At 40.9% G+C, this 24,575-nt stretch carries 18 protein-coding genes; 9 read left to right on the top strand and 9 right to left on the bottom strand.

The window, feature by feature from the left end; translation table 11 throughout:
* Positions 1-37: 37 nt before the first annotated feature.
* Positions 38-916 carry a DNA-3-methyladenine glycosylase family protein gene (locus AC1RRY_RS11525; RefSeq protein WP_492820687.1) on the bottom strand — a complete coding sequence of 293 codons (879 nt, stop codon included), beginning with the start codon at positions 914-916 and terminating at the stop codon, positions 38-40.
* Positions 917-959: 43 nt separating this feature from the next.
* A complete protein-coding gene (locus tag AC1RRY_RS11520; protein ID WP_492820689.1) occupies positions 960-2,228 on the bottom strand; it encodes a hypothetical protein in 1,269 nt (422 codons plus the stop codon).
* A gap of 130 nt (positions 2,229-2,358) precedes the next feature.
* Between AC1RRY_RS11520 and AC1RRY_RS11515 the strand changes: the two genes are divergently transcribed.
* The gene (locus AC1RRY_RS11515; protein ID WP_492820691.1) at positions 2,359-3,417 is read left to right on the top strand and encodes a hypothetical protein; all 1,059 of its coding nucleotides are present in this window, start codon (positions 2,359-2,361) and stop codon (positions 3,415-3,417) included.
* A 48-nt stretch (positions 3,418-3,465) separates the two neighbouring features.
* Here the strand turns inward: AC1RRY_RS11515 and AC1RRY_RS11510 are convergent, their stop codons facing one another.
* The 4 genes from AC1RRY_RS11510 to AC1RRY_RS11495 all read right to left on the bottom strand — a co-directional run bounded on the left by AC1RRY_RS11510 (position 3,466) and on the right by AC1RRY_RS11495 (position 8,457).
* Entirely contained in the window at positions 3,466-3,981 is a 516-nt protein-coding gene (locus tag AC1RRY_RS11510; RefSeq protein ID WP_492820693.1) for a hypothetical protein, read from the bottom strand.
* A 168-nt stretch (positions 3,982-4,149) separates the two neighbouring features.
* Positions 4,150-4,854, bottom strand: coding sequence for an outer membrane lipoprotein-sorting protein (locus AC1RRY_RS11505; RefSeq protein WP_492820695.1), 705 nt, complete (start codon positions 4,852-4,854; stop codon positions 4,150-4,152).
* 107 nt (positions 4,855-4,961) lie between these two features.
* Positions 4,962-7,526, bottom strand: a complete 2,565-nt coding sequence (locus tag AC1RRY_RS11500; protein WP_492820697.1) for a TonB-dependent receptor — start codon at positions 7,524-7,526, stop codon at positions 4,962-4,964.
* Between the two features lie 292 nt (positions 7,527-7,818).
* Positions 7,819-8,457 carry a hypothetical protein gene (locus AC1RRY_RS11495; RefSeq protein WP_492820699.1) on the bottom strand — a complete coding sequence of 213 codons (639 nt, stop codon included), beginning with the start codon at positions 8,455-8,457 and terminating at the stop codon, positions 7,819-7,821.
* A 155-nt stretch (positions 8,458-8,612) separates the two neighbouring features.
* Here AC1RRY_RS11495 and AC1RRY_RS11490 point away from each other — a divergent pair, with 155 nt between their 5' ends.
* Positions 8,613-9,911 carry a hypothetical protein gene (locus AC1RRY_RS11490; protein ID WP_492820701.1) on the top strand — a complete coding sequence of 433 codons (1,299 nt, stop codon included), beginning with the start codon at positions 8,613-8,615 and terminating at the stop codon, positions 9,909-9,911.
* A gap of 67 nt (positions 9,912-9,978) precedes the next feature.
* Positions 9,979-10,284, top strand: coding sequence for a DUF1330 domain-containing protein (locus AC1RRY_RS11485; protein WP_492820703.1), 306 nt, complete (start codon positions 9,979-9,981; stop codon positions 10,282-10,284).
* Positions 10,285-10,367: 83 nt separating this feature from the next.
* Here the strand turns inward: AC1RRY_RS11485 and AC1RRY_RS11480 are convergent, their stop codons facing one another.
* Positions 10,368-11,684, bottom strand: coding sequence for a glucoamylase family protein (locus AC1RRY_RS11480; protein WP_492820705.1), 1,317 nt, complete (start codon positions 11,682-11,684; stop codon positions 10,368-10,370).
* Between the two features lie 191 nt (positions 11,685-11,875).
* Positions 11,876-13,966, bottom strand: a complete 2,091-nt coding sequence (fusA, locus tag AC1RRY_RS11475; protein ID WP_492820707.1) for an elongation factor G — start codon at positions 13,964-13,966, stop codon at positions 11,876-11,878.
* A 356-nt stretch (positions 13,967-14,322) separates the two neighbouring features.
* Here fusA and AC1RRY_RS11470 point away from each other — a divergent pair, with 356 nt between their 5' ends.
* The gene (locus tag AC1RRY_RS11470; RefSeq protein ID WP_492820709.1) at positions 14,323-14,877 is read left to right on the top strand and encodes a dihydrofolate reductase family protein; all 555 of its coding nucleotides are present in this window, start codon (positions 14,323-14,325) and stop codon (positions 14,875-14,877) included.
* A gap of 43 nt (positions 14,878-14,920) precedes the next feature.
* On the opposite strand, the gene AC1RRY_RS11465 is transcribed toward AC1RRY_RS11470, so the two are convergent.
* Positions 14,921-16,027 (bottom strand): carboxypeptidase-like regulatory domain-containing protein, encoded by a 1,107-nt coding sequence (locus tag AC1RRY_RS11465; protein WP_492820711.1) that lies wholly within the window; start codon positions 16,025-16,027, stop codon positions 14,921-14,923.
* Positions 16,028-16,144: 117 nt separating this feature from the next.
* Between AC1RRY_RS11465 and AC1RRY_RS11460 the strand changes: the two genes are divergently transcribed.
* From AC1RRY_RS11460 to AC1RRY_RS11440, 5 genes are all read left to right on the top strand, one after another.
* A complete protein-coding gene (locus tag AC1RRY_RS11460; protein WP_492820713.1) occupies positions 16,145-17,488 on the top strand; it encodes a flavin monoamine oxidase family protein in 1,344 nt (447 codons plus the stop codon).
* Positions 17,489-17,682: 194 nt separating this feature from the next.
* Entirely contained in the window at positions 17,683-17,931 is a 249-nt protein-coding gene (locus AC1RRY_RS11455; RefSeq protein ID WP_492820715.1) for a hypothetical protein, read from the top strand.
* 726 nt (positions 17,932-18,657) lie between these two features.
* The gene (locus tag AC1RRY_RS11450) at positions 18,658-18,996 is read left to right on the top strand and encodes a PadR family transcriptional regulator (RefSeq protein ID WP_492820717.1); all 339 of its coding nucleotides are present in this window, start codon (positions 18,658-18,660) and stop codon (positions 18,994-18,996) included.
* Between the two features lie 156 nt (positions 18,997-19,152).
* A complete protein-coding gene (locus AC1RRY_RS11445) occupies positions 19,153-21,762 on the top strand; it encodes an ABC transporter permease (RefSeq protein ID WP_492820719.1) in 2,610 nt (869 codons plus the stop codon).
* Positions 21,763-21,864: 102 nt separating this feature from the next.
* Positions 21,865-24,495, top strand: coding sequence for an ABC transporter permease (locus AC1RRY_RS11440; protein WP_492820722.1), 2,631 nt, complete (start codon positions 21,865-21,867; stop codon positions 24,493-24,495).
* Positions 24,496-24,575: the final 80 nt, after the last annotated feature.

Here is a 24,575-nt window from a genome sequence, read left to right as displayed (position 1 = left end):
AAAACAGGATAGCAGATGTGTAAACATCTGCTATTTTTTATTCAAGCAACGAGTGCCAGAAGTAGAATGTGGCATATCCGCGCCAGCCGGGCCATAGTGTTGCCATATGATGTAATTCGGCAATGGTTGGTTTAGCAGACAGAGCATACTGATTCTTTACTGCATTATGCAGGCCTACATCTTCTACCGGAAAAGCGTCATAACTTTTCAGACTTTTCATCATTGAATAATTGGCTGTCCAGTTACCTACGCCTTTAATAGCCACTAATTGCTGCCTGATTTCATCGAATGGAAGTGCCGACAGCTGTGCTTGAGACAAGGTGCCTTCTGCAAATGCTTTAGAAATATTGATGATGTATTGTGCTTTTCCGCGACTGAACTGATAAGGTTGGAAATCTTCAATATTTAAACCGGCCAATGTTTGCGGTGTGGGTAATGCATAGAAAGTTTCTCCTTCGTAAACTACGCTTTTGCCAAAATTATGCACCAGACGTTGCTTTAAGGCGTACGCAAAATTGAGATTGATTTGCTGCCCTATAACCGACCAGACCAGCGATTCAAATAAATCGGGCATTCCTACCATTCTAAGGCCGTGGTATTTCCGGCAAAGTTGATGTAAAACAGGGTCTGCCTGCACTGCTTCGTAAAATGTCTTCAGATCTGCAGTGAGATCGAACCAGTTTTCAATATAAGTCTTAACCTTTTGTTTTACCTCTGGTGTCTGGCTACCTGTGTGTATAGTGGCAACAAGACCGTTATCGAAAGCGATGGAGAACAATACCAGTTCTTCGTCAATTTCAAGTACCTTGTAAATGATATTATCTTTAATGGTGTGCAGGCACTCTTTTTCGTTGCGGGATAAAAACCGCAGTAATTCTTTGTAACTGAATTCTTCGGGTGTGGCAATAGGTATCATAGGAGTATACAGGTCTTAAAAATGTAAACAGCGTAGGAGAATTTTAAAGTTTGGTCACTTTGGTGTCTTTAATTATACCATTGCCTTTAAAAATGAAGCTAATTTCTTTCAATTTTCCCAGGTGCTTTTCGTAAGGTGTTTCAAATATCTTTTGGTTGTTCAGCTCAATACTGATTTGCCTCTTCCGGTTCATAACTCTGATGTTCTGCCAGTTGTAAATATAGGTGCCGAAAGCGGTTAAATCTGTCTTTTTACCATCAAATTTCCTGTTGCTGATGCTCAATTTTATTTCGCTTTCGCACCCTTTCGCACCCAGATTGATATACATGTATTCATATTCACCCTTCAACAGCAAGGCCACACCGGGGCAAACCACTCCTGTTGAGTCCATTTTAAAGGAAGACGAAAAAAAGAAGTTGTTACCGTCAATATTAAAATCCTTGCTTTGATGGAAAGTAAGAAAAAAAGGCTCTTTAATATCCAGTTTATTATTTACCAGTACACTCGGACTCACACCTATTATATCTTTTGATATCCAATCGGCCTCTGGTAGTATTTTGTTCTCAATGGTTTGCTGATTTGCAGCTATTACCCAATTATCGGTTTTGATATGTACCGGAATCTCTCTGATAATCGAATCGTCGGCAATGATTTTGGCCATGTAGTATCCCGGCAGGTAGTATATATCAGTCTGTTGGTAATTGCCTTTGGTAATCTCTACCCTCCGCTTTTTATCCCACGACTGCTGAATGAAAAACTTCTTCGCATTCACCGAATCGATGTTATAAGAGAAAATTACAGAATTCGGCACAGAATTGTCAACAGACGTTTTGGCAGAAAACTGAACATCGCCCTTACGAATAGCATTTTTGAAAATTTTATTTTTAAAAACCAATAGAGCAATGACAAGAATGATGCCTGTTATGGCAAACAGACGTGTGTGTGTAGAGCGTGGTCTGATCGATGAAAAAGACTCAGAATTGAAAGGGACATTGGGTTTTGGCAAAGAAATATTTTTTCCTGTTAAGGTTTGTGCCAATTCCAGTTTCAGTGTCAGCCAGTCTTTGCCATACACAATTTTACTGAGCGCATCCAGGGTTGCCACGTGAGGAAGGCGGTTGTACTCATCCCGCCAGATTCTTTTAACCGTAGTGAGACTGATTTTAACGCCCGATTTCTCTTCAATAAAGAATACCAGAAACTCATAGTCTTTCTGCCCCCAAATATCGAGGTGGTCAAGACCCACCATTTGAGTAATCTGTACTTTCAGGATGTCTAACAGTTCTTTATCGATAGGGTTTATATCGCTCATAATCGGGTGTTTTTAAAACAATCGCAAAACAGTTGTAAAACAATTCAATCTTGGGGCATTATTTCTTTCGGGCATGGCAATCTTGCAGTGCAAAATCATTACTCAAAATTTAAAACAAATTATTATGAAAATGCTTAGAATCAAATTATTGATTATCACTTTTTTTATTGGTGTGGCTTACAATCTGCCGGCACAAAATTTAATGAAAGACTGGCAGGCGTTCTCTGAAAACAACACACCCGTTGCTTTGGCCGAGCAAACATACAAAGATAAGACTTGTATAAAACTTGACGGTAAAAATGAAGCGATCGCTATCAATAAAACCAAAAAATATGAGAATTTCCGAATAGACTTTGATATGGCCGGTAGTGTGATGGGTGGTGTGGGGTTTCATGTGAAAAATGAGCAAAACTATCAGTTTCTGTATTTCAGACCCGGATACGGAGGTACACAGGAGGCAATTCAGTACATACCTATTTACAATGGGGGGCTCAGTTGGGTGATGTATCATTATCCGATTTATGAGGCCAAAACAGACATTGCCCGATTGGAATGGTTTCATGCAACTATTGAAGTACGAAGCAGAATCATGAAGGTGTTTGTGAATTACAAAAAAGACCCGGATTTGATTGTGAGCTTGCTGGATACGGATACAGACAACGGGGATATTCTGTTGCGAAGCATGTTCGGGGAGTCGTATTTTGCGAATGTGAATATTCAGGAATTGCCTAAAACGCTGTACGACTGGACCATTTCAGAGCAATTGCCACGAGACAAAGCGTATGAGTATGCAGATATAAAGAAATTGAAGACCTGGACTAAAATAAACGACCGGAGAGATGAAATGGTTAATCTGAAACGATACTATGAGTTTCCGAACGGAACAATCTTCGCTAAGCGGAGCATTGTTTCTGAGGCAGATAAATCGCAGTTGTTATACTTTGACTTTACGGGTAAAATGAAGATTATTTTGAACGGAAAAGAAGTGTTCAACTATGCTAAATTTAAGCTGGACCGATTGGATAGTTACCAGAATTGCACAGTATTGGATTTGAAAAAAGGAGAAAATGAACTGGTATTTATTATTGAAGGCGATGCCTCTTTTTTTGGTGAAGGGTTCAATGCAATGGGTAGAAAACAACATCAGAACTGGGGGTTTGTGGCATCATTAGCAGAGAAAATGAGATAACATGGCAGGTATAAAAACATTTGCAGGAGGGGGCATAACCCTCCTGAATCATTTCAGAAATACAACCGGCTTGGTTTCGGTTTCAAACTGGCGCAAGATCCGGAGCAGTTGACCTTTTTGCTTACTTTCTGCCCAACCGGCTCCTTCAGTATGAATGCCCTCGTAGTCTTCGTCCAGTACCAGACCACTCTGGTAAATAAGAGAATCATTTTTTAACAGATATATCTTGCTTTCAATGTTGAGCGAATCATTACCATTACTGATAAACTCACAGGCTTTTAGTTGATCGAGTATTTGTTTATTTGAAGACTTCAGTACACGATTCCGCGGAATGTCTGACCAGGAATTCATGATATCGCTTACACTTATTACCACATAAGCGGTGTAGTTTTCATGTTGAAAATCAAATTGTTGAAAGGGTTTATTTTCGTCTTGTATGGTTATTAAATTGGCAGAAGTATCTGTTGACTTGCGAAAAATAAAAAAAGGATATAGACCGATATAGTATGCAGAAAGCAACCCTATGCACAATAGTGCAAGTGCAAAGACTATTATCTTTTTCATTCAGTGAGCTCCAGTTTGTTTAGTTTATTGAATGCAAACAGGCCATTCAACACAAGTCTATTTATTTTTTTCTTAAGGTACAAATAAAGTTATTTATCGGCACCTCCTAAACAGAAGAGGCACGCTTGTTGGCGTGCCTCTTAAACTATATAAACGGATTAATCTCTATCATTTAGGTTTTTTGAAAACAGTTTCGTCAACAGTACCATTGATTTTGATTTTGCTGGTAAGAAATGCTAAAGAACCCATTTGATTGGCCATGTCCATAGCATACGCAAACTTGATGCCGTCTACTGCTTTATAATCTGAGAAATTGATTTCTACTTCCACGCCATTAGCCGAAGCCTTGGTTTTGGTTAACAGATAAGTAGTGGCATCAAGATACTGATCAACTACGTCACCGGTTGAAGTGGTAACTTTCAGGTGATAATTGTCTTTTTTGTCTACTTTTTCTTTACCTACCAGTTCAACTTTGTTTCCTTTTTCTTTGTAGTTATAAAGCGGACCGAATGGGTCAAGCTGGCCTTTCAGTTGTTTTAACTGATCAGCAGGCATATCTTCAGGTTCGCCGGTTCCACCCATCATGGCAGGGCGAATCATCCAGGCAGAAGTGCCATCAAATGCTTGTACCATAGCATTACCCATTACAGTTGACTCAGAACGTACGGCCTTATTTACAACCAGTGTGCTGGTAGTTGGAATCTCCATACCCTGAACAGACAAAGAGCGCTCGATATAAAGGGTATTAACAGATTTAAGTTTATCTGCTCCACCTAAAGCGGCCACATGTTTGTCTACAATTTCATCGACAGTCTGAGCAAAGCTGCTGAATGAAACCACAGCGGCTAAAGCTGTAGCATAAAGTTTGTTCATTTTCATTGTTCGATCTAATTTAAGTTTATTCGTTAGTTTAATAAGGTTCTTGCTAAATCACCTCATTAGTGCCAGATACGACCCTAATGAGGCGACTTTATGGTATATTATCTTGGGGTACCGCTCTGGCCTCCCTGTGTGCCGCCACCTTGTTGTCCGTCACTCTTCACGTCATCATTATTTACCGAACGGGCTTTTTTCTTAGGGGCATCCATGGTCATTTTACCGATTTTATAAGTGAACGTTAAACGCACGCCTCTGTTGTACATATAAATGTTACTAACCTGAGTAAACTGTGCCGATTTCAATTCGCTGCTTATTGTGAATCGCTTGTTCAGGAAGTTTTCTCCTGCTAAACCAAGGCTTCCTTTTTTGTTTTTAAAGTCTTTCTTGATACCAATGGTATAGAAGCCGAATCCACCCTGATTACCCTGTAATTGTACCTGATTACCCTGCAAGAAACCAAAAGCCTGAGCTCCCCAGCCATTTTTAAAGGTAGCCTGAGAGAATAACCCACCACTTACGTTAAAGCCTGAATTAGTAATGGTTTCTGATGCATTATCTGTTCCTAGCACCTGCCCTTCAAGCGTAGTGTAGATGATATTGGCAAATATACCTACGTTAATCTTAGAAGTAGCTGCAACGTTAGCAAAAATGTTGGTACCATAGGCATGTTGGCGGCCAATATTTTTGTAAGTGGTAATAATGGCTCCTTCTAAAGTATCAGACGGGATACGAACCTGCGAAATGGCATTGTTAGTTACACGACCAAAGAATGAGGCATTTATAAAGGTTTTCTTGATGTTTTTGCTTAGCGTTAACTCAAAGTTATCGGTTATTTCAGGTTTCAGAGTCGGGTCACCCACTACGATGTTCTGAGGGTTGGCTGAATTGAAGTTGGGGTTCAACTGTTGTAAGCCCGGACGTTGAATACGCTTGTTATACGCTAATTTGAAAGTAGTACCTTTAATACTTTTTGAAGCGTTAATACTTGGTACCAGCACACCGTAGTCTGCTACACCAATTTGACCGCCTTCTTTTGTGCTGGCATCAATAAATGTATGCTCATAGCGTAAACCTCCTTTGATGGTATAACGCTTTTTAGTTGTATAAGTGTATGAGCTATATGCAGCCGCAATATTCTGATGGTAAGTTAATTCGCCTTGTGGCTGATTGATTTCAGTTGAGAAATTTCCGGTCGGGCCGGCAATCAGAAACTTATAATCACTGTTTACTTCACGGAAGATACCTTTACCACCGAACTCTAGCATCTGGTTTTTCTTGATCGGTGTCTGGTAATCACTTTGAAACGTAAACTCCTGATTAGTATTCGTGTTAAGGTTACGCTGACGATTCAACAACTCACCGCCAGGGTTCATCATGTTGGCATCAAAGTTATTTTTCAGATCGTTACGGCTATATAAGGTTGAAACGCTCCATTCCTGCTGTGGTTTTTTGAAGGTATGCAGATAATCGAGGTTCATATCAACTGTTCCTGATAGGTTTTTAGCATCTACGTCTCTTCTTGAACTGGCGCCGTCGTTCATTACACCATTGTTATACAATCTTGTCACCAGATCTTGTTGTGTAGTGAAATTACGCACGCCATAGCGAACACCGGCTGTCAGACTTTGGTTTTTTGCCAGATCATAATCAAAACCGAGATTATACTGTCCAAAAAGACCATGACTTGAACCGTCGCCGGTTTGTTTAGTCAATGTAGTAACGCCGTTCACAATGCTGGTCTGGTCAAGAGTAGATTTTGTAACAGTGTTATAAATACCACGGCCGAAACCACCCAATGTGATACCACCTTTACCTTTTCTGTAGCTACCGTTCAGTCCCAACATTGAGCCTCTGTTACCTAAACCACTGTCAACATTCAGGCTTAAACCCTGAAGACTATTCTTTTTAGTGATAATATTGATAATACCCCCTGAACCTTCTGCGTCATATTTAGCCGAAGGACTGGTGATTACCTCAACGGTTTTAATCTGATCGGCAGGGATTTGTTTCAAAGCATCTGCAACACTGCTCGCAACGATAGTACTTGGCTTATTGTTGATTAATACTCTGATATTCTGGCTGCCTCTCAAAGAAACGTTACCATCAAGGTCTACAGTCAATAGAGGAACTTTACGTAATACGTCTGTCGCATCGCCACCTTTGGCAGCAATGTCTTTTTCAGCATTATAAACCAAACGGTCAACTTTTTCTTCAATCAATGCGGCTTGTCCGGTTACGGTTACCTCATTCAACAATTTGGTACTGCTTGCAATCAGGATATTCCCTAAGTCGAGATCCTGAGCTTTAGCCAGTGTTACATCAATGTTTTTGGTTGTATAGCCAATGAAAGTAATCTGCAATTTAAAAGAACCGGCCGCTACCTTGCTCATGGTGAACTTTCCTTTTTCGTCGGCCATGGTGCCGTCTACCGGTTTGCCGGTGTTTTTGTCAAGCAATGCAACACTTGCAAATTCAACAGTTTTATTGGTTGTTGAGTCTACGATTATACCCGAAATCTTGCTATTACCTTTGGGTGTCTGGTCTCCTGCAGTGCCTGGCAGCGCCTTTGAAGTGGTTGAGCCACCCATCGGGAACTGTGCTGAGGCAGTTGTAAACGAAGTAAAAATAGAAGCGATAAGAATAATGATTAATGTACCTTTTTTCATGATTTAGTTTTTAACGACACAAAGTTGGCTCAGAATGCGCAATCCTGAAATGGAAAATGGATAAGTGTATGTTTTAGGATGATGAATATAGGATATTGGCCGATGAATGTTTTCAGTGTGTGGCGGGTGGTTGGAGGCAGGTTTATGAGCGGTTCAGACAGTTGTTGAGCGGATACAAACGAAATGACAATTAAGTAATAAAATATCTAAAAATAATAATAAAAGCCAAAGGATTGTATAAAATGGCTTATACAATCTCCGGCTTTCGGTAAATCAATATAAAACTCTTGTTCTATTTTTTGTCAACAGGGGTTATTACCAGATTTGTAAAACTGCCGAGGGTCATGGGGCCTGTCCATAAACCAATTTTACCTGCTTTATTTGTTGAAAGACTTTCAACTTCAAGACTTGGTGTGGGATTATTATTTACATAAACTTTAATGAATGGTCTGTCTATGACTACCTTGGCATGAAACCAGCCGTCAGGGTTTGGTACCGGCTTTACTTTATTCTCATATTTACCGGGATATGTCTCTCTTAGCTTAGGCCATGGGAAACCGGGTAGTGAGGCATACTGCACTGCCCGGCTACGACGTGCCGTATCGGCATTCATAAAATTGAATGGTCTGAAATAAACGTGCTCATAAGTTTTGCTGTCTTGCACGTTAAAGGCGATACCAACAAAGCTTTGCTGCAATAGGTTTTGTCCTTTTAAATCAAATTCAATGGTTCCGTTTGTCATATCAAAATCTTTTAAAAGTATCATCCCGTCGGCTTCGGTTTTGTTTACAACAATTGTATCCTTCCAGATTGGAGTTGGTTTATCGTAAATTATCCAGAGCGAAGAATTCTTAAGGTCAGGCCTGATTGATTTGTTTTGTCCTGTAGCGATTTGTGCCAGAAGCATCATCAGCAATAATTGCTTTTTCATAATTTGAAGGTTTTGTTTATTTTAAAAAATTGTACCGACATCATTGGCGGCTGATTGATTTTTGGCAAATTTGTAGAAAAGACGAAGCGAAACTTGTTCAAGTCAGTACCAAATCAGGTTCAAAGTTGTCAATCATCTATAATTGCAGAATTTATATGGGGTATTCAGAAGCTGAAAATCTGGAAATATGCAAAAAGGCAATTGAAAAAAAACTCAATTGGGGGAGCAGTGCTTCCTGGCTGAATTATGATTTTGAGAGATTAAACGAACAGATATTTGCTGAGACCCGTGTACAACTCAGTGTTTCTACCTTGAAGCGCTTATTCGGCAAAACGAATTATCGTAGCTCACCTTCTTTAACTACTCTTAATACGCTGGCTCGTTTCATAGGGTTTGCCGACTGGCGTGAGTTTACACAAAATAATGTGTCGTCTGTCATTAGTGCAGAGAGTGTGTCTGCGCCGGATTCTGCTCCAAATCAGCCGGCTGTTATTCAACCTTCCAGACGGTATCTTATTTATGGCGTTCTCATTACAATTATTGTCATCGGCCTGATAGGCTTCGCGGTTCAGACCAGAGTTGATACCCGTGATTACTCCAAGTATGCCTTTAAGGCTGATAAGATTGTGACGGAAGGGGTGCCTAATTCAGTTATATTTACCTATGATGCCTCTGCTGCGCAACCGCAGGATTCAGTCTTTATCGTACAAACCTGGGACCTCAGCAGAAAAAAACTGATCGACAAAAACGGACATCATCATTCTGCTATTTATTACTTTCCAGGTTATTTTAAGGCTAAGCTGATTGTGAATAAGGAAATAGTAAAGACGCATGATATTCAAATCAAGACCGATAACTGGTTGGCTGTAGCCGAGCCCCCAGGAAACACTAAAATACCCTTGTACTTTACTAAGCCTGAGGTACTGAAAGGTAATGAGATACGAATAGATGAAGAATTATTGAAGAAGTATGATCTGACACTATACCCGGAAGCACCTAAAATCAGGCTTTTTAATCAGACCGATCTGGGAGAGATAAGCACCGATAATTTTACGTTTGAAACAGTGTTGAAAAATGATTTCTCGACAGGAACATCTGCCTGCCAGCGAGTACAGGTGTTAATTCAATGCAAAGATGATATCATCATTATTCCTTTAAGCGCCCCAGCTTGTGTAGGTAGTTTAAGCTTGGCTGCCTGTGGTGCTCATATAGAAAGTACAGATGCAGATTTATCTGGTTTTGGTGCCGATTTACATCAATGGACCAGATTACGGGTTGAAGCCCGTAATAAACAGATGACATTTTTTGTGAACGGCAAAAAGGCGTATGCACTCAAGTTTCCTAATAATACCGCGGATATTGTTGGCTTGCAATATCGTTTTGAAGGAACGGGAGCCGTAAAAGATACCTGGATAGAAGGAGCAGGGCGCAGACATGACTTTGTGATAAAATAATGAGGCAGAGAGCAACCTACTTCTGCTACCCGAAACTATAACACCATAACCTGATTCAAATATACTTATGATTTACATTACGCAGCTTATTTTTATTAAGGAAGGCAAGGAAGAGATTTTCCATGAATTTGAAAACTTTGCCATACCCTTAATGGAAAAATATAATGGCATTCTCCTGTATCGTGTCCGCCCGGATGCCTCGGCTTTTATAGCCGGAGAAGATGAAAAACCCTATGAGATTCATATTGTTTCGTTTGAACTGGAAAGCGATTTACAAGGTTTTATGAAAGACGACGGACGCCTGAAGTTTTTACATTTAAAAGAGGAATCGGTTAAAACCATTCTGATGATAAAGGGTGCGAAAATGGGGTAGTTCTGCATAGGAATTTGACATAGTAAGCCCCGGTTTCCTGAATGCATATAGTGGAAGCCGGGGTTTATTTTGTAAAAACAGAATTACTTGATTTGTGGGCTTTCAAAGCCCAGGTTTTTAAGTCCTTGTTGTATTTCAGGTATGCCCATAAACAATTTCCAGAATAAACCGCTGCGGTGGTTTTCAATCATTACTACAATTGGCCCCTGATCAATAGCCAGATAAGAATCGGCATACCAGTTTTTGGTTTCATTCATGGCGTCTTTAAAACCGTATTCGCCCCATAGTTTGTCGCCTTTTTCTTCATAGAAATACCGTAAGGCCGCCATTGATTCTTTTGGGGTATACGGGAATGCCGATAAAGCCGCTGTTGGTGTAATCACTCCTAAGTCGTTATCGGGTGCATGGGCGTTGTAACCTTCGTGGTTATCGCTGGCTGTTAATCCCCAGCAATTAGGGCCATAACCTTTAAATTTGTTAGGATTTGCCACACAATGTTTATAGTTAATCAATGTGTGGTTCAGGTTTTGCTGCCAGTAATCGGCATAGGAATCTTTCAGACCCCGCGGGTCTAAACCCAGAAACGAGTATTGCGAGAAAAACAAAGGCCCGCCGTAATCAAAACCCAGAGGTAGTTTTACACCATAAAACTCTTTGCCGTTTTTGAAGTGGTCGCTCTGCGTCCAGCATTTTACATAATGTTCGCGTGTGATGGGATAACGCCTTGATGATGCACCCAGAATATAAGTAATGAGGGTTTCGTTCCATCCTCGGAGTTCGAAATTCATTGCCCAACCGTTGTTAGGGCTCCAATGCCAGTATAACTGATTGACAGAACTACGGGTGTACCAGTCGAACTCCAGTTCATCCCACATCCAGGTTATTTTCTGGCGCAGGTCATTCTCTGCTTCGGTGTCTTTATTAAAATAGGCTCTGGCGCAAAGTAATCCCTGAAAGAGATATGCCGTTTCTACTAAATCGCCACCGTCGTCTTTCCGGCTGAAAGGAATGGTTTTTCCGGTTTCTCCGTCTATCCAGTGTGGAAAAGCCCCATGATAGTTGGGTGCCTTAAATAAAAAGTTTACTATTTTTCTGATCCTTGTGGCAGCTTCCTCCCGCTTTATCCAGTTATGCTCTACACCCACTATAATAGCCATTACGCCAAAGCCTGTTCCACCGGAAGTGCAGGTTTCGTGGCCATAGCCGAAGTTGGTATTGCTACGTTCACGGGCAAGTCCGCTGGTTGGATGTCCAAAATCCCAGAAATACCGTAAGGTTTGTTTCTGCACAAGGTCAAGTAATGCATCATCCGATAGTTTTTCAGTGGCTTTACCTGTTTTCTGGCTATAAGCAACCAGCGATATTGATAACAGTAAGCAAATGAGAAAGGAGGTTTTCATAAGTAAAGTATAGGTTGGATTTCTAAAAATAGGGATTTAAAGGCAAATCCGGAATAAGTATTGCTGAAAATGTGCATACCGATTGCTAACGAGTAATTTAAAGAAACGAACCAGTGGATGGGTAACAAACAAAAACACCTGCCTCGAAACCGAAGCAGGTTTTTTTAATATACTTAAGCTAATACTGAATATTAAGCTTTTGATTTTGTAATTACGCCGTCTGCAATGTTTTGCGGAACGATTTCGTAGTGTGAGAATGTCAAGTTAGCAGTAGCACGACCAGACGACATAGTACGTAGGTCAGTTACATAACCGAACAATTCAGAAAGAGGTACATCACCTTTGATTACTTGTGAACCGGCTTTTGTATCCATACCTCTCATTACACCACGACGACGGTTCAAGTCACCTGTGATAGGACCTGTGTACTCGTCAGGAGTTACTACCTCTACCGCCATGATTGGTTCTAATAATTTAGGACCAGCTAGACGTGCAGCTTCTTTGAAGCCCATACGAGCGGCTAGCTCGAAAGATAATGAATCAGAGTCAACGTCGTGGAAAGAGCCATGGAACAGACGAACTTTCATTGAGTCAACAGGGAAACCTGCTAATGGGCCATTTGACATGGCTTGCTCGAAACCTTTCTGAATAGCAGGGATAAACTCTTTAGGAATAATACCACCCACAATGTTGTTTACGAACTCAAGACCTGTTTTCTCGTCTGTACGTGGTCCGATTTCGAATACGATATCGGCAAATTTACCACGACCACCCGATTGTTTCTTGTAAACCTCGCGGTGTTCGATAGATTTGGTAATGGTTTCTTTATAAGCCACCTGTGGTGCACCCTGATTCACTTCTACTTTGAACTCACGACGCATACGGTCGATGATGATTTCAAGGTGAAGCTCACCCATACCACGGATGATAGTCTGACCTGTTTCTTCGTTTGATTCAACCTGTAAGGTTGGATCTTCTTCAATCAGCTTAGTAATAGCTTTAGAGAAGTTATCCTGATCGGCTGTTTTCTTAGGCTCGATGGCATATCCGATAACCGGATCAGGGAATACCATTGATTCAAGAACGATTGGGTTTTTCTCATCAGAAAGTGTATCTCCTGTTTTGATATCTTTGAAACCTACTACCGCACCGATGTCACCAGCACCCAAACGCTCAATTGAGTTTTGTTTGTTGGCGTGCATCTGGAATATACGAGAGATACGCTCTTTGTTACCAGAACGGTTGTTTAATACATATGAACCGGCATCCAGACCACCTGAATAAGCACGGATAAAGCAAAGACGACCAACGTAAGGGTCAGTAGCGATTTTAAACGCAAGCGCTGCAAAAGGATCACTTTCAGTTGGTTTACGGAAAATTTCGTTACCAGTGTCAGGATCAGTTCCTTTAATAGCTTCTTTATCCAATGGTGAAGGCAATAGGGCCATCACGTAGTCAAGCATGGTTTGCACACCTTTGTTTTTGAATGAAGAACCACAAAGCATAGGAACGATTTTCATGGCGATAACCGCCTGGCGAAGCGCCGCAAGAATTTCGTCTTCTGTAATTGAATTAGGATCTTCGAAGTATTTCTCCATCAAAGTATCGTCAAACTCAGCTACTGCTTCCAATAGTTTCTCACGATATTCTGTCGCCTCTTCCATCATATCATCAGGAATCGGTACCTCAGTGAAAGTCATACCTTTATCTTGCTCGTTCCAAACAATACCGCGGAAGTTTACAAGGTCAACCACACCTTTGAAATTATCTTCAGCACCGATGGGCAATTGAAGAGGCACGGCGTTACTTCCCAACATCTCTTTCACTTGCTTACACACATTAAGGAAGTCTGCACCTGAGCGGTCCATTTTGTTAACGAAGCCCAAACGAGCCACGTTATAGTTGTTGGCCAAACGCCAGTTAGTTTCTGATTGAGGCTCAACACCGTCAACCGCACTAAATAAGAACACCAAGCCATCTAATACACGTAGTGAACGGTTTACCTCTACAGTAAAGTCAACGTGACCAGGGGTGTCAATGATGTTGATATGATATTTTTGGTCTCTGTAATTCCAACCAACGGTGGTTGCAGCTGATGTGATGGTGATACCTCTTTCCTGCTCTTGCTCCATCCAGTCCATCGTAGCAGCTCCATCGTGTACCTCACCGATTTTGTGGCTCACGCCGGCATAATAAAGGATACGCTCAGTGGTAGTTGTTTTACCTGCGTCAATGTGGGCAGCAATACCGATGTTTCTTGTAAATTTTAAATCGCGTGCCATTTTTTTAGATTTTTGAAAAAATGTTTTAAGGGTCTGGTTATCAGACAATTTTGTTAAGAAACTTTTATTCCAAGCTAATATTAGAATCCCATTTCGGGGTGCAAAATTATGAATACTTTTTGAGAAAATCAAAAAGCTTTTACTTTTTATGAAGAAATCTTAGAAGTATGCATTAGATTGCTGTTTATATCTTGAAACAGAGGCACTTAATGGCAATATTCATGTGGTTTTTCTTTTTCCCGGAACAGCATTCATTATATGCCTGGCCAATTCAAAAAAGTTTCTGCACGGGTTTATACACAACACGTAATAAAAGCTAAATTAGAGAGTACTAAAATTGTTAAAGAATTAAAACTATGAGAAAGGTAATCTACGGTATTAATGTAACTCTGGATGGTTGTTGTGACCATACCAAAGTAGCTGGCAGTGATGAGGTGCATGAATATTTTACTGACTTGTTGCGAGAAGCCGACCTATTGGTATATGGGCGAAAAACTTATGAATTGATGGTGCCGTTCTGGCCTGACGTAGCCAGACAACAATCTATGGATGATAGATCAAACGAATTTGCCCGGATATTTACCGCCATCAACAAAGTTGTTTTCTCTCATACTCTGGACAGTGTTGATGATAAAAACACAAGAATTGTACGGACTAACCTTCAGGAAGAAATATTGAGATTGAAACAGCAGGAAGGCGGTAATATTTCGATTGGCGGAGTAGACCTCCCATCACAGCTGATAGCGCTTGGTTTAGTAGATGAATACCATTTTGTAGTCCATCCCATCATTGCAGGAGAGGGCAGACGGTTATTAGATAGAATTACCCTGCAGGAAAAATCTGAATTGAAATTAGTGGAGTCAAAGATTTTCAAATCAGGAGGTGTTGCGCTGCGGTACTTAAAACAGTAGCGAAAAAGACTTCAACAGACACTATTATATAATTGTCATAATTTTATCTTTCAATCAGTATCCTTACGGTTGATATTTCGTAATCGGCAATGCTTCTTTCGTTTCTATAAACTACTCTTACGATATACGCACTATGGGGAATGTCACTCACGTCTACCCGAATCATGCCATCGGATACTTTTGAGAAACTTTCTGTAAGTATCCGACCCGAATTATCATATATCTGAACGCTTCGTACTTCCTGAAAGCCGTTTTGCTGAAACCATTGTTCATGTACTGACCTTTCATAAGATGTACCTGTTGAATCAGTAGATGCCATCAGTTGCGGTACCAAAATAAGTTCTCCGTTTTGAACGGCATTGCCCCATACTGTTACTTTTGAAGCGAATTTTGGGAGGGGTATTTTTTTTTCAGTACTGCAATAGCTATTGATGATTGAAATTCCTCCTGTCCGCATATTATATCGTTCCGGTGCAAAGCTCTTTACAGAAACCTCGCCTGAAAGTACAGTTACAGTAGGGTACATTAATACTTCTGATGCGTATATTGCAGATTGCTTTACACTTTCATAGCCGATAAAGCTAAAAATCAGGGTATCACTTTCGTTAGCGGAAACCTGGTATCTGCCTTCAAGGTCAGTCATAACACCCCGTTTGGTTCCTTTGATAGTGATAGAAACATGAGATAATGATTCTCCTGTTTCTATATCCAGCACTTTCCCTGATATCAGTCTTTCTTGAGCAATGCCTTCTTCCATATAGAAGAGGGTGAGTATGGCAGCCGCTACATTTCGGATTAGTTTTAAATGCTTCAAGTGAGGTAGGTTGATGAGTCCTGAGCTGTGCTGATTGCGTAATACATTTACAGGAATTTCAAACTTTACGATACCGTTTTGCTCACTCAGTTTCGGAAACCACTCTTCAATTCTATATGCCCGATTCAACTGGTCTTCGCTGAAACGCCCGCAGAGATTATCTGATGAACCCTGCCTGTCTCTGAAAAAAGCCACTAATTGGCTTTCAGACATTTGGCTGAAATCTATTACATTTTTGGCGCAGGAAGCACAAAAACCACCAATTGAAGTAGGTGTAAATGATTCCCACGGCTCATGGCAGGGGCTGTCTATCTTGAGTTGAAAAGAGGGTTCCATATTTTCTGATTTTTGAATTATACGCTATGGATTCAGACAAAGAAGTTTTTCCATAAAAGATTTTGGTTTTTTAGAAATAAAATACTCAAATTCGGATCCCATAATATTTAACCTTATATGCAAACCTTCGATACAATCGTTGTCGGTGCCGGATATGCCGGACTGACCGCCACCCGTGAACTACTGAAAGCAGGAAAAAATGTGATTTTACTGGAAGCACGCGATAGAGTGGGCGGGCGGGTGCATACTCAATATTTTGAAGATGGTAGTTATGTAGACCTGGGTGCAGCATGGGTTGGCCCGACTCAGGATAAAATTTATGCGCTGGCAAAGGAATTTGGGGTGCAGACTTTCCCGACTTATGATGAGGGCAAGAGTACCTTGTTTTTTAACAACAAGCTGAAACACTATAAGGGTATTATTCCGCCTTTGCCTATTGGCGCACTTTTGAGCCTTGACTTTGCCATTAAACGCATGAATAAGCTGTCGAAAACTGTCGACTTGCAGAATCCCTGGAACACCCCCAATGCAGCTCATTATGACTCTATGACACTGGCGAGCTGGATGGACAAACAGATGTCGTTCAAAACAGCGAAAGTGATGTTTAAACTGGCGGCAGAAGCAATCTGGGCAGCAGACCCGAATGAGATATCGATGCTGCATGCCCTTTTCTATACCAAGTCTGGTGGGGATTTAGATATGCTGATGAATGTTAAAAACGGCGCGCAGGAAGAAAGACTGGTAGGAGGAGCCTCTCAACCTGCAATAAGATTAGCCGAGACATTTAAAGAGCATGTCCGTTTAAACAGTATCGTAAAAAGTATCAGTCAGGATGGTAATCAGATTGCAGTTAAGGGTGATGGTTTTGAACTAACTGCTTCAAAAGTAATAGTTGCCTTGCCTCCATTGTTGGCAGGTAAAATACATTATGAGCCTTTAATGCCTGCCAACAGAGAGCAATTGACCCAACGCATGCCGATGGGAACTGTCTGGAAAACGTATGCCATCTACGACAAACCTTTCTGGCGCGAAGCAGGCTTGAATGGGCTTTCGGCTACTAATGACGGGTATGTGACGGTTACATTCGATAATTCACCAAAAGATGCCAATAAGGGAATCATGATGGGTTTTGTGCTGGGGAATCAGGCAAAAGCATTTGCACAGTTAAGCCTTGACGAAAGGAGAGAAGCTGCATTGAACACTTTCGCAAGATTCTATGGAGAGAAAGCGCGGAACCCTCTTACATATCTTGACCACAGCTGGGCAGAAGAAGAATTTACCAGAGGCTGTTATGCCGGGCTTATGCCTCCGGGTGTATGGACGTCTGTGGGAAAGGCACTTCGGGAACCAGTAGGAAATATCCACTGGGCAGGTACCGAAACGTCAGACGTATGGAATGGCTATATAGACGGAGCCATTCGTTCGGGCGAGAGGGTTGCGAAAGAGATTCTGGCTAGCTAATAAAATCTTAAGGACGCAGGGAAAGCAACCATAAAAATAATGCTGAATCAGGGTAGAAATACCGTTTAATCAAATAGCAATGCGTTTTCCGGATGATTTAAAAGGATTTATTTGGATACCTCAACTTTTTATTTAATTTTAAATATTGTTAGAAAAGCGAAAGCCCTTACTATAGCCAATAGAAAACCATTGCCATGAACAAAACTACAACTAATAAAGCGTTTCAGGCGACAGTACTGGAAGCTTTAGAAAAAAGCGAACTTAGTCCGCAGGAAATTGTCAAAAGCGACTGTAGAGTCTGCCTGATAATTAAAGTCTACGGAGATTTGGTATTCGATAGACTGAAACGCTTCACAAATATACTTGATAATGGAAAATTAAAGTATAACTCTTCTTTTTCACCTAAAGGCGGAATGATGAACATCTCTGTTTTTGAAAAGTGACCGTTAAAATTCTGATGTCTGACACTCAGGACGGTGAGTCCCTGCTATATAAATTAAGAATATAAGAGCCGTATGATAATTGCAGAAAATACATAACTTTGAGCGTTATGGGTTTATTCCTGTTTGTGCATTTCGGTTGTGATTTAAACAGGTATGGGCGATACAGACGACGAACTTAAAATGCTTATGAAAAATCTCAGATTAATTGTGTGGGTGAGCACCATTGTTGGCGCCTTAGGTGGATTTCTCTATTAGAAAGAGATTGGATGTATCGCAGGTACTTGTCCGCTTAAATCGCAATGGCAAACTATGATTCCTATCGGAGCCTATTTCGGTTTTGTGTTCGGAGATGTGCTGAAAGGATTCGTTACGCCCAAGAAAAATAGTGATAGTGAAGCAGATCATGATAAATAAGTATCTTAGCATTGCGCTGCAAACAAAAAATCCGGTATTTCTCGTACCGGATTTTTTGTTTACCGACTGGTTGAAAGGCTGCATATAAATTAATGTAAAATAGGCCCATACCGTACGCTATCGGACAACCCTACTGTACGATTTCGGACACTCGATTTTGAGCGAAACACTCAAAATACGTCATATTTGAGGGTTTTTAGGCTTGGCATGTCATTTGTTCTACAAAAGTTGATATAATTTTACTTACAAAATACAATGGCAGATAATTCGTATGTGTTATTTGTTCTACAAAAGTTGAAATAATAGAATTGTATGAAAAGAACTTACTTAGGTGAATTTGAAGAAATAGTTTTATTGACCGTTGCGATTTTAGGTGATAAGGCTTATGGTGTTTCTATTACTGAAGAAATTGAGCAACAAACCGGACGATCGCTGAGCGTAAGCGCTGTACACGCAGCGCTGCATCGGCTGGAAGAAAAAGGCATGGTGTCGTCGTTAATGGGGGATGCAACTGCCGAAAGGGGTGGTCGGAGAAAACGTATTTTTTCGGTTACTGCTTTAGGCAATCGGACGTTGGATGAAATCCGTTTGTTGCGCAACCGGATGTGGGATTCAATACCCCTAAGCATTTTTTCATCATTACCGGGATGAAGACTTTGAAAAATGAGTGATTGTGAATTGTCGATTTTCGATTTCGGATTGTCGAATGTTTTTGAACTGGTTTAACTGCCTAAGTATAAATAAATCATCATTCAGTTCATTAATCACTCACTCACTAATTCGCTCATTCACTCAATAAACCAATGCATGAAACAGCCAATTCCGCCCCGCTGGGCAAATCGATTACTGGAATGGTTCTGTGCGCCTCATCTGCTGGAAGAGGTGCTCGGGGATTTGCATGAGCGATTCGAGAAAAATGTTAGGGTATTTGGCATTGAAATAGCCCGTTGGGAATATATCAAAGGGGTGCTGGGTTTTATTCGTCCTTTTGCCTTGAAAAGAAAAACAAGATTATCACCGGCATTAAACATACAAATTATGATAAGCAACTATTTTAAAATCGCATTCAGGAATCTGCTCAAATACAAAGGGTATTCCTTCATTAATATCTTCGGGCTGGCTTCGGGTATGTCTGTTGCTATGCTGATTGGGCTCTGGATTTATGATGAACTATCCTTCAACAAATACCATCAGAATTATAACCGCATTGCGAAAGTAATGCAGGGGGCAACGCTTAATGGCGAGTTTGGTGTAGGGGAGCATATGCCTATTCCATTGGGAACAATTCTGAAAACCGATTACGCGGAAGATTTTAAACACGTGGTCATGTCTTCGTGGACGGGTGAGCACATATTGGCTTACAGCGATAAGAAATTTATGAAAATGGGCAATTATATGAGCCCGGAAGCACCTGACATGTTTACATTGAAGATGCTTAAAGGTACACGAGGAGGATTAAAAGACCAGAATTCAATTTTATTGTCTGAATCTGTTGCTAAGGCACTTTTTGGATATGCAGACCCATTGGGCAAGATTGTCAAAATTGATAACAGGTTAAATGTGAAAGTAACCGGTATCTATGAAGATTTTCCGTATAACACAGAATTCCGGGATATGACCTTTATTGCTCCCTGGGATTTATACGTTTCGTCGGAATCGTGGATTAAAGAAAACCCGGGGTGGGGGAATAATTCATGGCAGATTCTCGTGCAAATTGCTCCAAAAGCCGATTTTGATGTAATCTCGGAAAAGATAAAAAATTTAAGAGCGAAAAATGTTCCGGAAACGGCATATATGAATCCGGAGATTTTTTTGCATCCCATGAGTCGCTGGCATTTATATGGAGGGTGGGACAAATGGCGTAATCCGGAAGGGCGGATTCAATATGTCTGGTTATTCGGAATCATCGGTGTATTCGTACTTCTTCTGGCTTGTATCAATTTCATGAACCTCTCTACAGCCCGTTCAGAAAAGCGTGCGAAAGAAGTAGGCGTCCGTAAGGCAGTCGGGTCTGTTCGCTCACAGCTTATCATGCAGTTTTTTAGTGAGTCAATAGTAATGGTTGCTTGTGCTTTTGTGCTGTCGTTAGTGGTGGTATTACTTATGCTTCCATTTTTTAATGAGGTTGCTGATAAAAAATTATCATTACCCTGGAACGAGCCGGTTTTCTGGCTTGCAGGTCTTGGCTTTAGTTTGCTGACAGGTTTGGTAGCCGGTAGTTATCCTGCGCTGTATCTGTCTTCTTTTCAGCCAGTTAAAGTGTTAAAGGGTACATTCAGGGTGGGGCGTCTGGCGTCAATCCCTCGTAAAGTGCTGGTAGTAGTTCAATTTTCGGTTTCAATCACACTTATCATCGGCACAATTATCGTTTTCCGGCAGATCCAGCATGCCAAAAACCGTCCCATTGGCTATGACCGCAATAGTCTGATTACCATTGCCATGAATACGCCCGAACTATATGGTAAGTATAATGCATTGCGAAGCGAATTGAAAAGAACAGGTGCAGTTATGGAAATGTCAACCTCGTCATCATCCACAACAAGGTTAGGTTCAAGACTTATCGGATTTGAATGGCCGGATAAACCGGCGGGCTTTAAAGAGCAGTTCGGGGTTGTTTCCGTGACACATGATTTCGGCAGAACAGTAAACTGGCAATTTATAGCAGGCCGTGATTTTTCCAGAGCTTTTTCTACGGATTCTTCCGGCATAGTTCTTAACGAAACAGCCGTTAAATATATGGGTTTGAAAGATCCTGTCGGTAAGATTGTAAGATGGAATGGCAATCCGTATCAGGTGGTGGGTGTAATTAAAGATATGGTGATGGACTCACCTTTTGAGCCCGTGTATCAAACCGTTTTTGTTCTGAATTACAATTGGTCAAACATAATCAATATCAAGTTGAATCCTGAGCTGAGCGCTAACGAGGCACTGGCTAAGGTTGAACAGGTATTCAGGAAATTCAATCCGGGTAGTCCGTTCGATTACAAATTTACAGACCTGCAATATGCACTGAAATTTTCTACTGAAGACCGTATCGGCAAACTGGCAACTTTCTTTGCTGTTCTTGCTATTTTTATCTCATGTTTAGGTCTGTTTGGTTTAGCTTCTTTCGTTGCTGAACAACGCATCAAAGAAATTGGTATCCGCAAAGTGTTAGGTGCAACAGTATTCAGTTTATGGCGTCTATTATCAGCAGAGTTCGTATTATTTGTGTTGATAGCTCTTATCCTGTCTATTCCGGTTTCTTATTATTTTATGAATAGCTGGTTGCAGAAATATACTTATCACACTGAAATATCCTGGTGGATTTTTGGTCTGTCAGGTTTGGGAGCCGTACTGATTACTTTATTAACTGTCAGTTATCAGGCTATTAAAGCTGCTTTAATGAACCCGGTAAAGACGTTGAAGACAGAATGAGTGGATGAGTGATTGTCGAATGTCGATTGCAGATTGTCGAATTGTCTTTTAATCGTTAATCACTCAATCGCTAAATCACTCATTCACTAAATAAACCAACCCATGCAAAAGCCACAACCACCCCGCTGGGCAGACCAATTACTGGAATGGTTCTGTGCGCCTCATCTGCTGGAAGAGGTGCAGGGGGATTTGCATGAACGATTTGAGAAGAATCTACGGGTATTCGGCCCGGAGATAGCCCGTTGGGAATATATTAAAGGGGTGCTGGGTTTTATACGTCCTTTTGCATTGAAGCGGAAAACAAAGCTATCCAACTCATTAAACATACAAATTATGATAAGTAACTATTTTAAAATCGCATTCAGGAATCTGCTCAAATACAAGGGTTATTCTTTTATTAACATTTTCGGGTTGGCTACTGGCATGGCCGTAGCTATGCTGATTGGGCTATGGGTTTATGATGAGTTGTCTTTTAATAAATCTCATGATAATTATCAGCAGATAGCCCGAGTAATGCAGCATCAGACTGTTCGCGGAGAGAGAAGTACCCGCGAGAATAATCCTATTCCGCTGGGCAAAGAGTTACGCTCTTCCTATCCTGATGATTTCAAATATGTGGTAATGGCAACCCAGACCAAAAAGTATATTCTGGCATCGAATGGCAAAAATATGCGGCAGCGCGGAAGTTACATGGAAGCCGATGCACCAGATTTGCTAGGTCTGACGATGCTGAAAGGTACGCGGACAGGTCTGCAAGAACTGAACACAATTATGCTTTCAGAAACATTGGCAAAAACTCTTTTTGGTGAAGAAGAGGCGCTGAATAGAATAATAAAAATAGATAATGAATTAAATGTAAAGGTTGCCGGTGTGTATGAAGATATTGCGCACAATTCTGAATTTAAAGATATAGCGTTTATTGCTCCTTTTAAATTGCTGGTAGCCTCTTATGACTATATCAGAGACCATCAGGATGATTGGGGGAATAACTTCCTGCATATTTACGCACAGATTTCGCCCAATGCAGATTTCAATCAAGTATCTGCCAAAATAAAAGACATCAAGCTCAAACATGTAAGTGAAGAGTACGCTTCACGCAAACCTGAGCTTTTTCTTGAACCCATGCGTGACTGGCACCTGTATTCGTCATGGGAAAATGGCGTGCAGACAACCAGTGAACCTTTAAAACTGGTATGGTTTTATAGCACAATAGGAATTTTTATTCTGCTCCTGGCCTGTATCAATTTTATTAATCTTAGTACTGCCCGTTCTGAAAAACGAGCAAAAGAAGTAGGTATCCGTAAAGCTGTCGGGTCTATTAGAGGGCAGTTAATTGGTCAGTTTTTCATTGAATCATTTTTATTGGTAGCCGTAGCCTTTGCATTGTCTGTTTTATTGGTGCAGGCTATTCTACCCTGGTTTAATGTTGTTTCAGATAAGAGGCTCTCTATCATTTGGAGCGAACCCTTATTCTGGGTTGGTAATTTAGCTTTTATTGCTGCTACTTCAATATTGGCAGGGTTTTATCCGGCATTCTATCTTTCATCTTTCAAACCTATCAAAGCATTAAAAGGTACATTCAGGGTAGGTCGCTTTGCGTCTTTGCCGCGTAAGAGCCTGGTTATTCTCCAATTCACGGTTTCTATTACACTTATAATCGGTACAATTATAGTATATCAGCAAATTCAGTTCGCCAAAAGCCGCCCGGTTGGTTATTCGCGTGACGGCTTATTGATGATCCCTAAAACCACGGATGAACTCAGAGGCAAATATGACGTGTTGAGAACCGAATTAAAAAACACAGGTGTAGTAGCCGAAATGGCTGAATCGGCGAGTGCCTTGACAGATATAGGTTCAATGAACGGAGGTTTCGACTGGAAAGGCAAAGACCCCGACCTGCAAGCTGATTTTGGAACATTGGGTGTGACTTACGAATACGGCAAGACAATCAGCTGGCAGTTTGTTGACGGAAGAGACTTCTCGCGAGATTTTCCGGCAGATTCTGCAGGCTTTATCGTAAACGAAGCAGCTGCTAAACTAATGGGTATGAAGAATCTGGTAGGAGAGAGCATCAGATGGGATACTGATTTTTTTGATGGGGATAATTTCAAAATAATCGGCGTGGTAAAAGATATGGTCATGAAATCTCCGTTTGAACCCATCAAACCAACTATCTTTTTCTTGCAAGGCTACAAAAACTATGTGCTTGTTAAAATCAATCCGAGGGCAAGCGTCGCTGATGCACTTCCAAAAATAGAGGCTGTATTCAGGAAGATTGCTCCGAATACCCCGTTCGACTATCAGTTTGTTAATGAGACTTATGCCAAAAAATTTGGTGACGAAGAGCGTGTGGCCAACCTGTCTACCTTTTTTGCTGTACTGGCCATATTTATATCCTGCCTGGGTTTGTTTGGTTTGGCTTCGTTTATTGCTGAGCAACGCACGAAAGAAATAGGTATTCGTAAAGTATTGGGAGCAAGTGTAGCCGGTTTGTGGCAGATGCTCTCAAAAGACTTTGTGATTTTGGTCATGCTTTCATGCCTTATTGCTGCGCCTGTTGCTTATTATATTATGAGTGGCTGGTTAGCCAAATATACTTACCGAACAGAAATATCATGGTCGGTATTTGTAATGGTAGGCGCAGGTGCATTAATAATATGTTTATTGACCATCAGCTATCAGGCCATTAAAGCCGCCTTGATGAATCCGGTGAAGACGCTTAAAAATGAGTGAATGAGTGATTTAGTGATTAACGATTTAAAGACAATTCGACAATCTGCAATCGACATTCGACAATCACTCAATCGCTAATT

It is taken from the genome of Emticicia sp. GW821-FHT11C11 (genome assembly GCF_058808615.1).
Note: the sequence above shows the minus strand (reverse complement) of the source record. Positions and strands in the feature narration are given on the sequence as shown.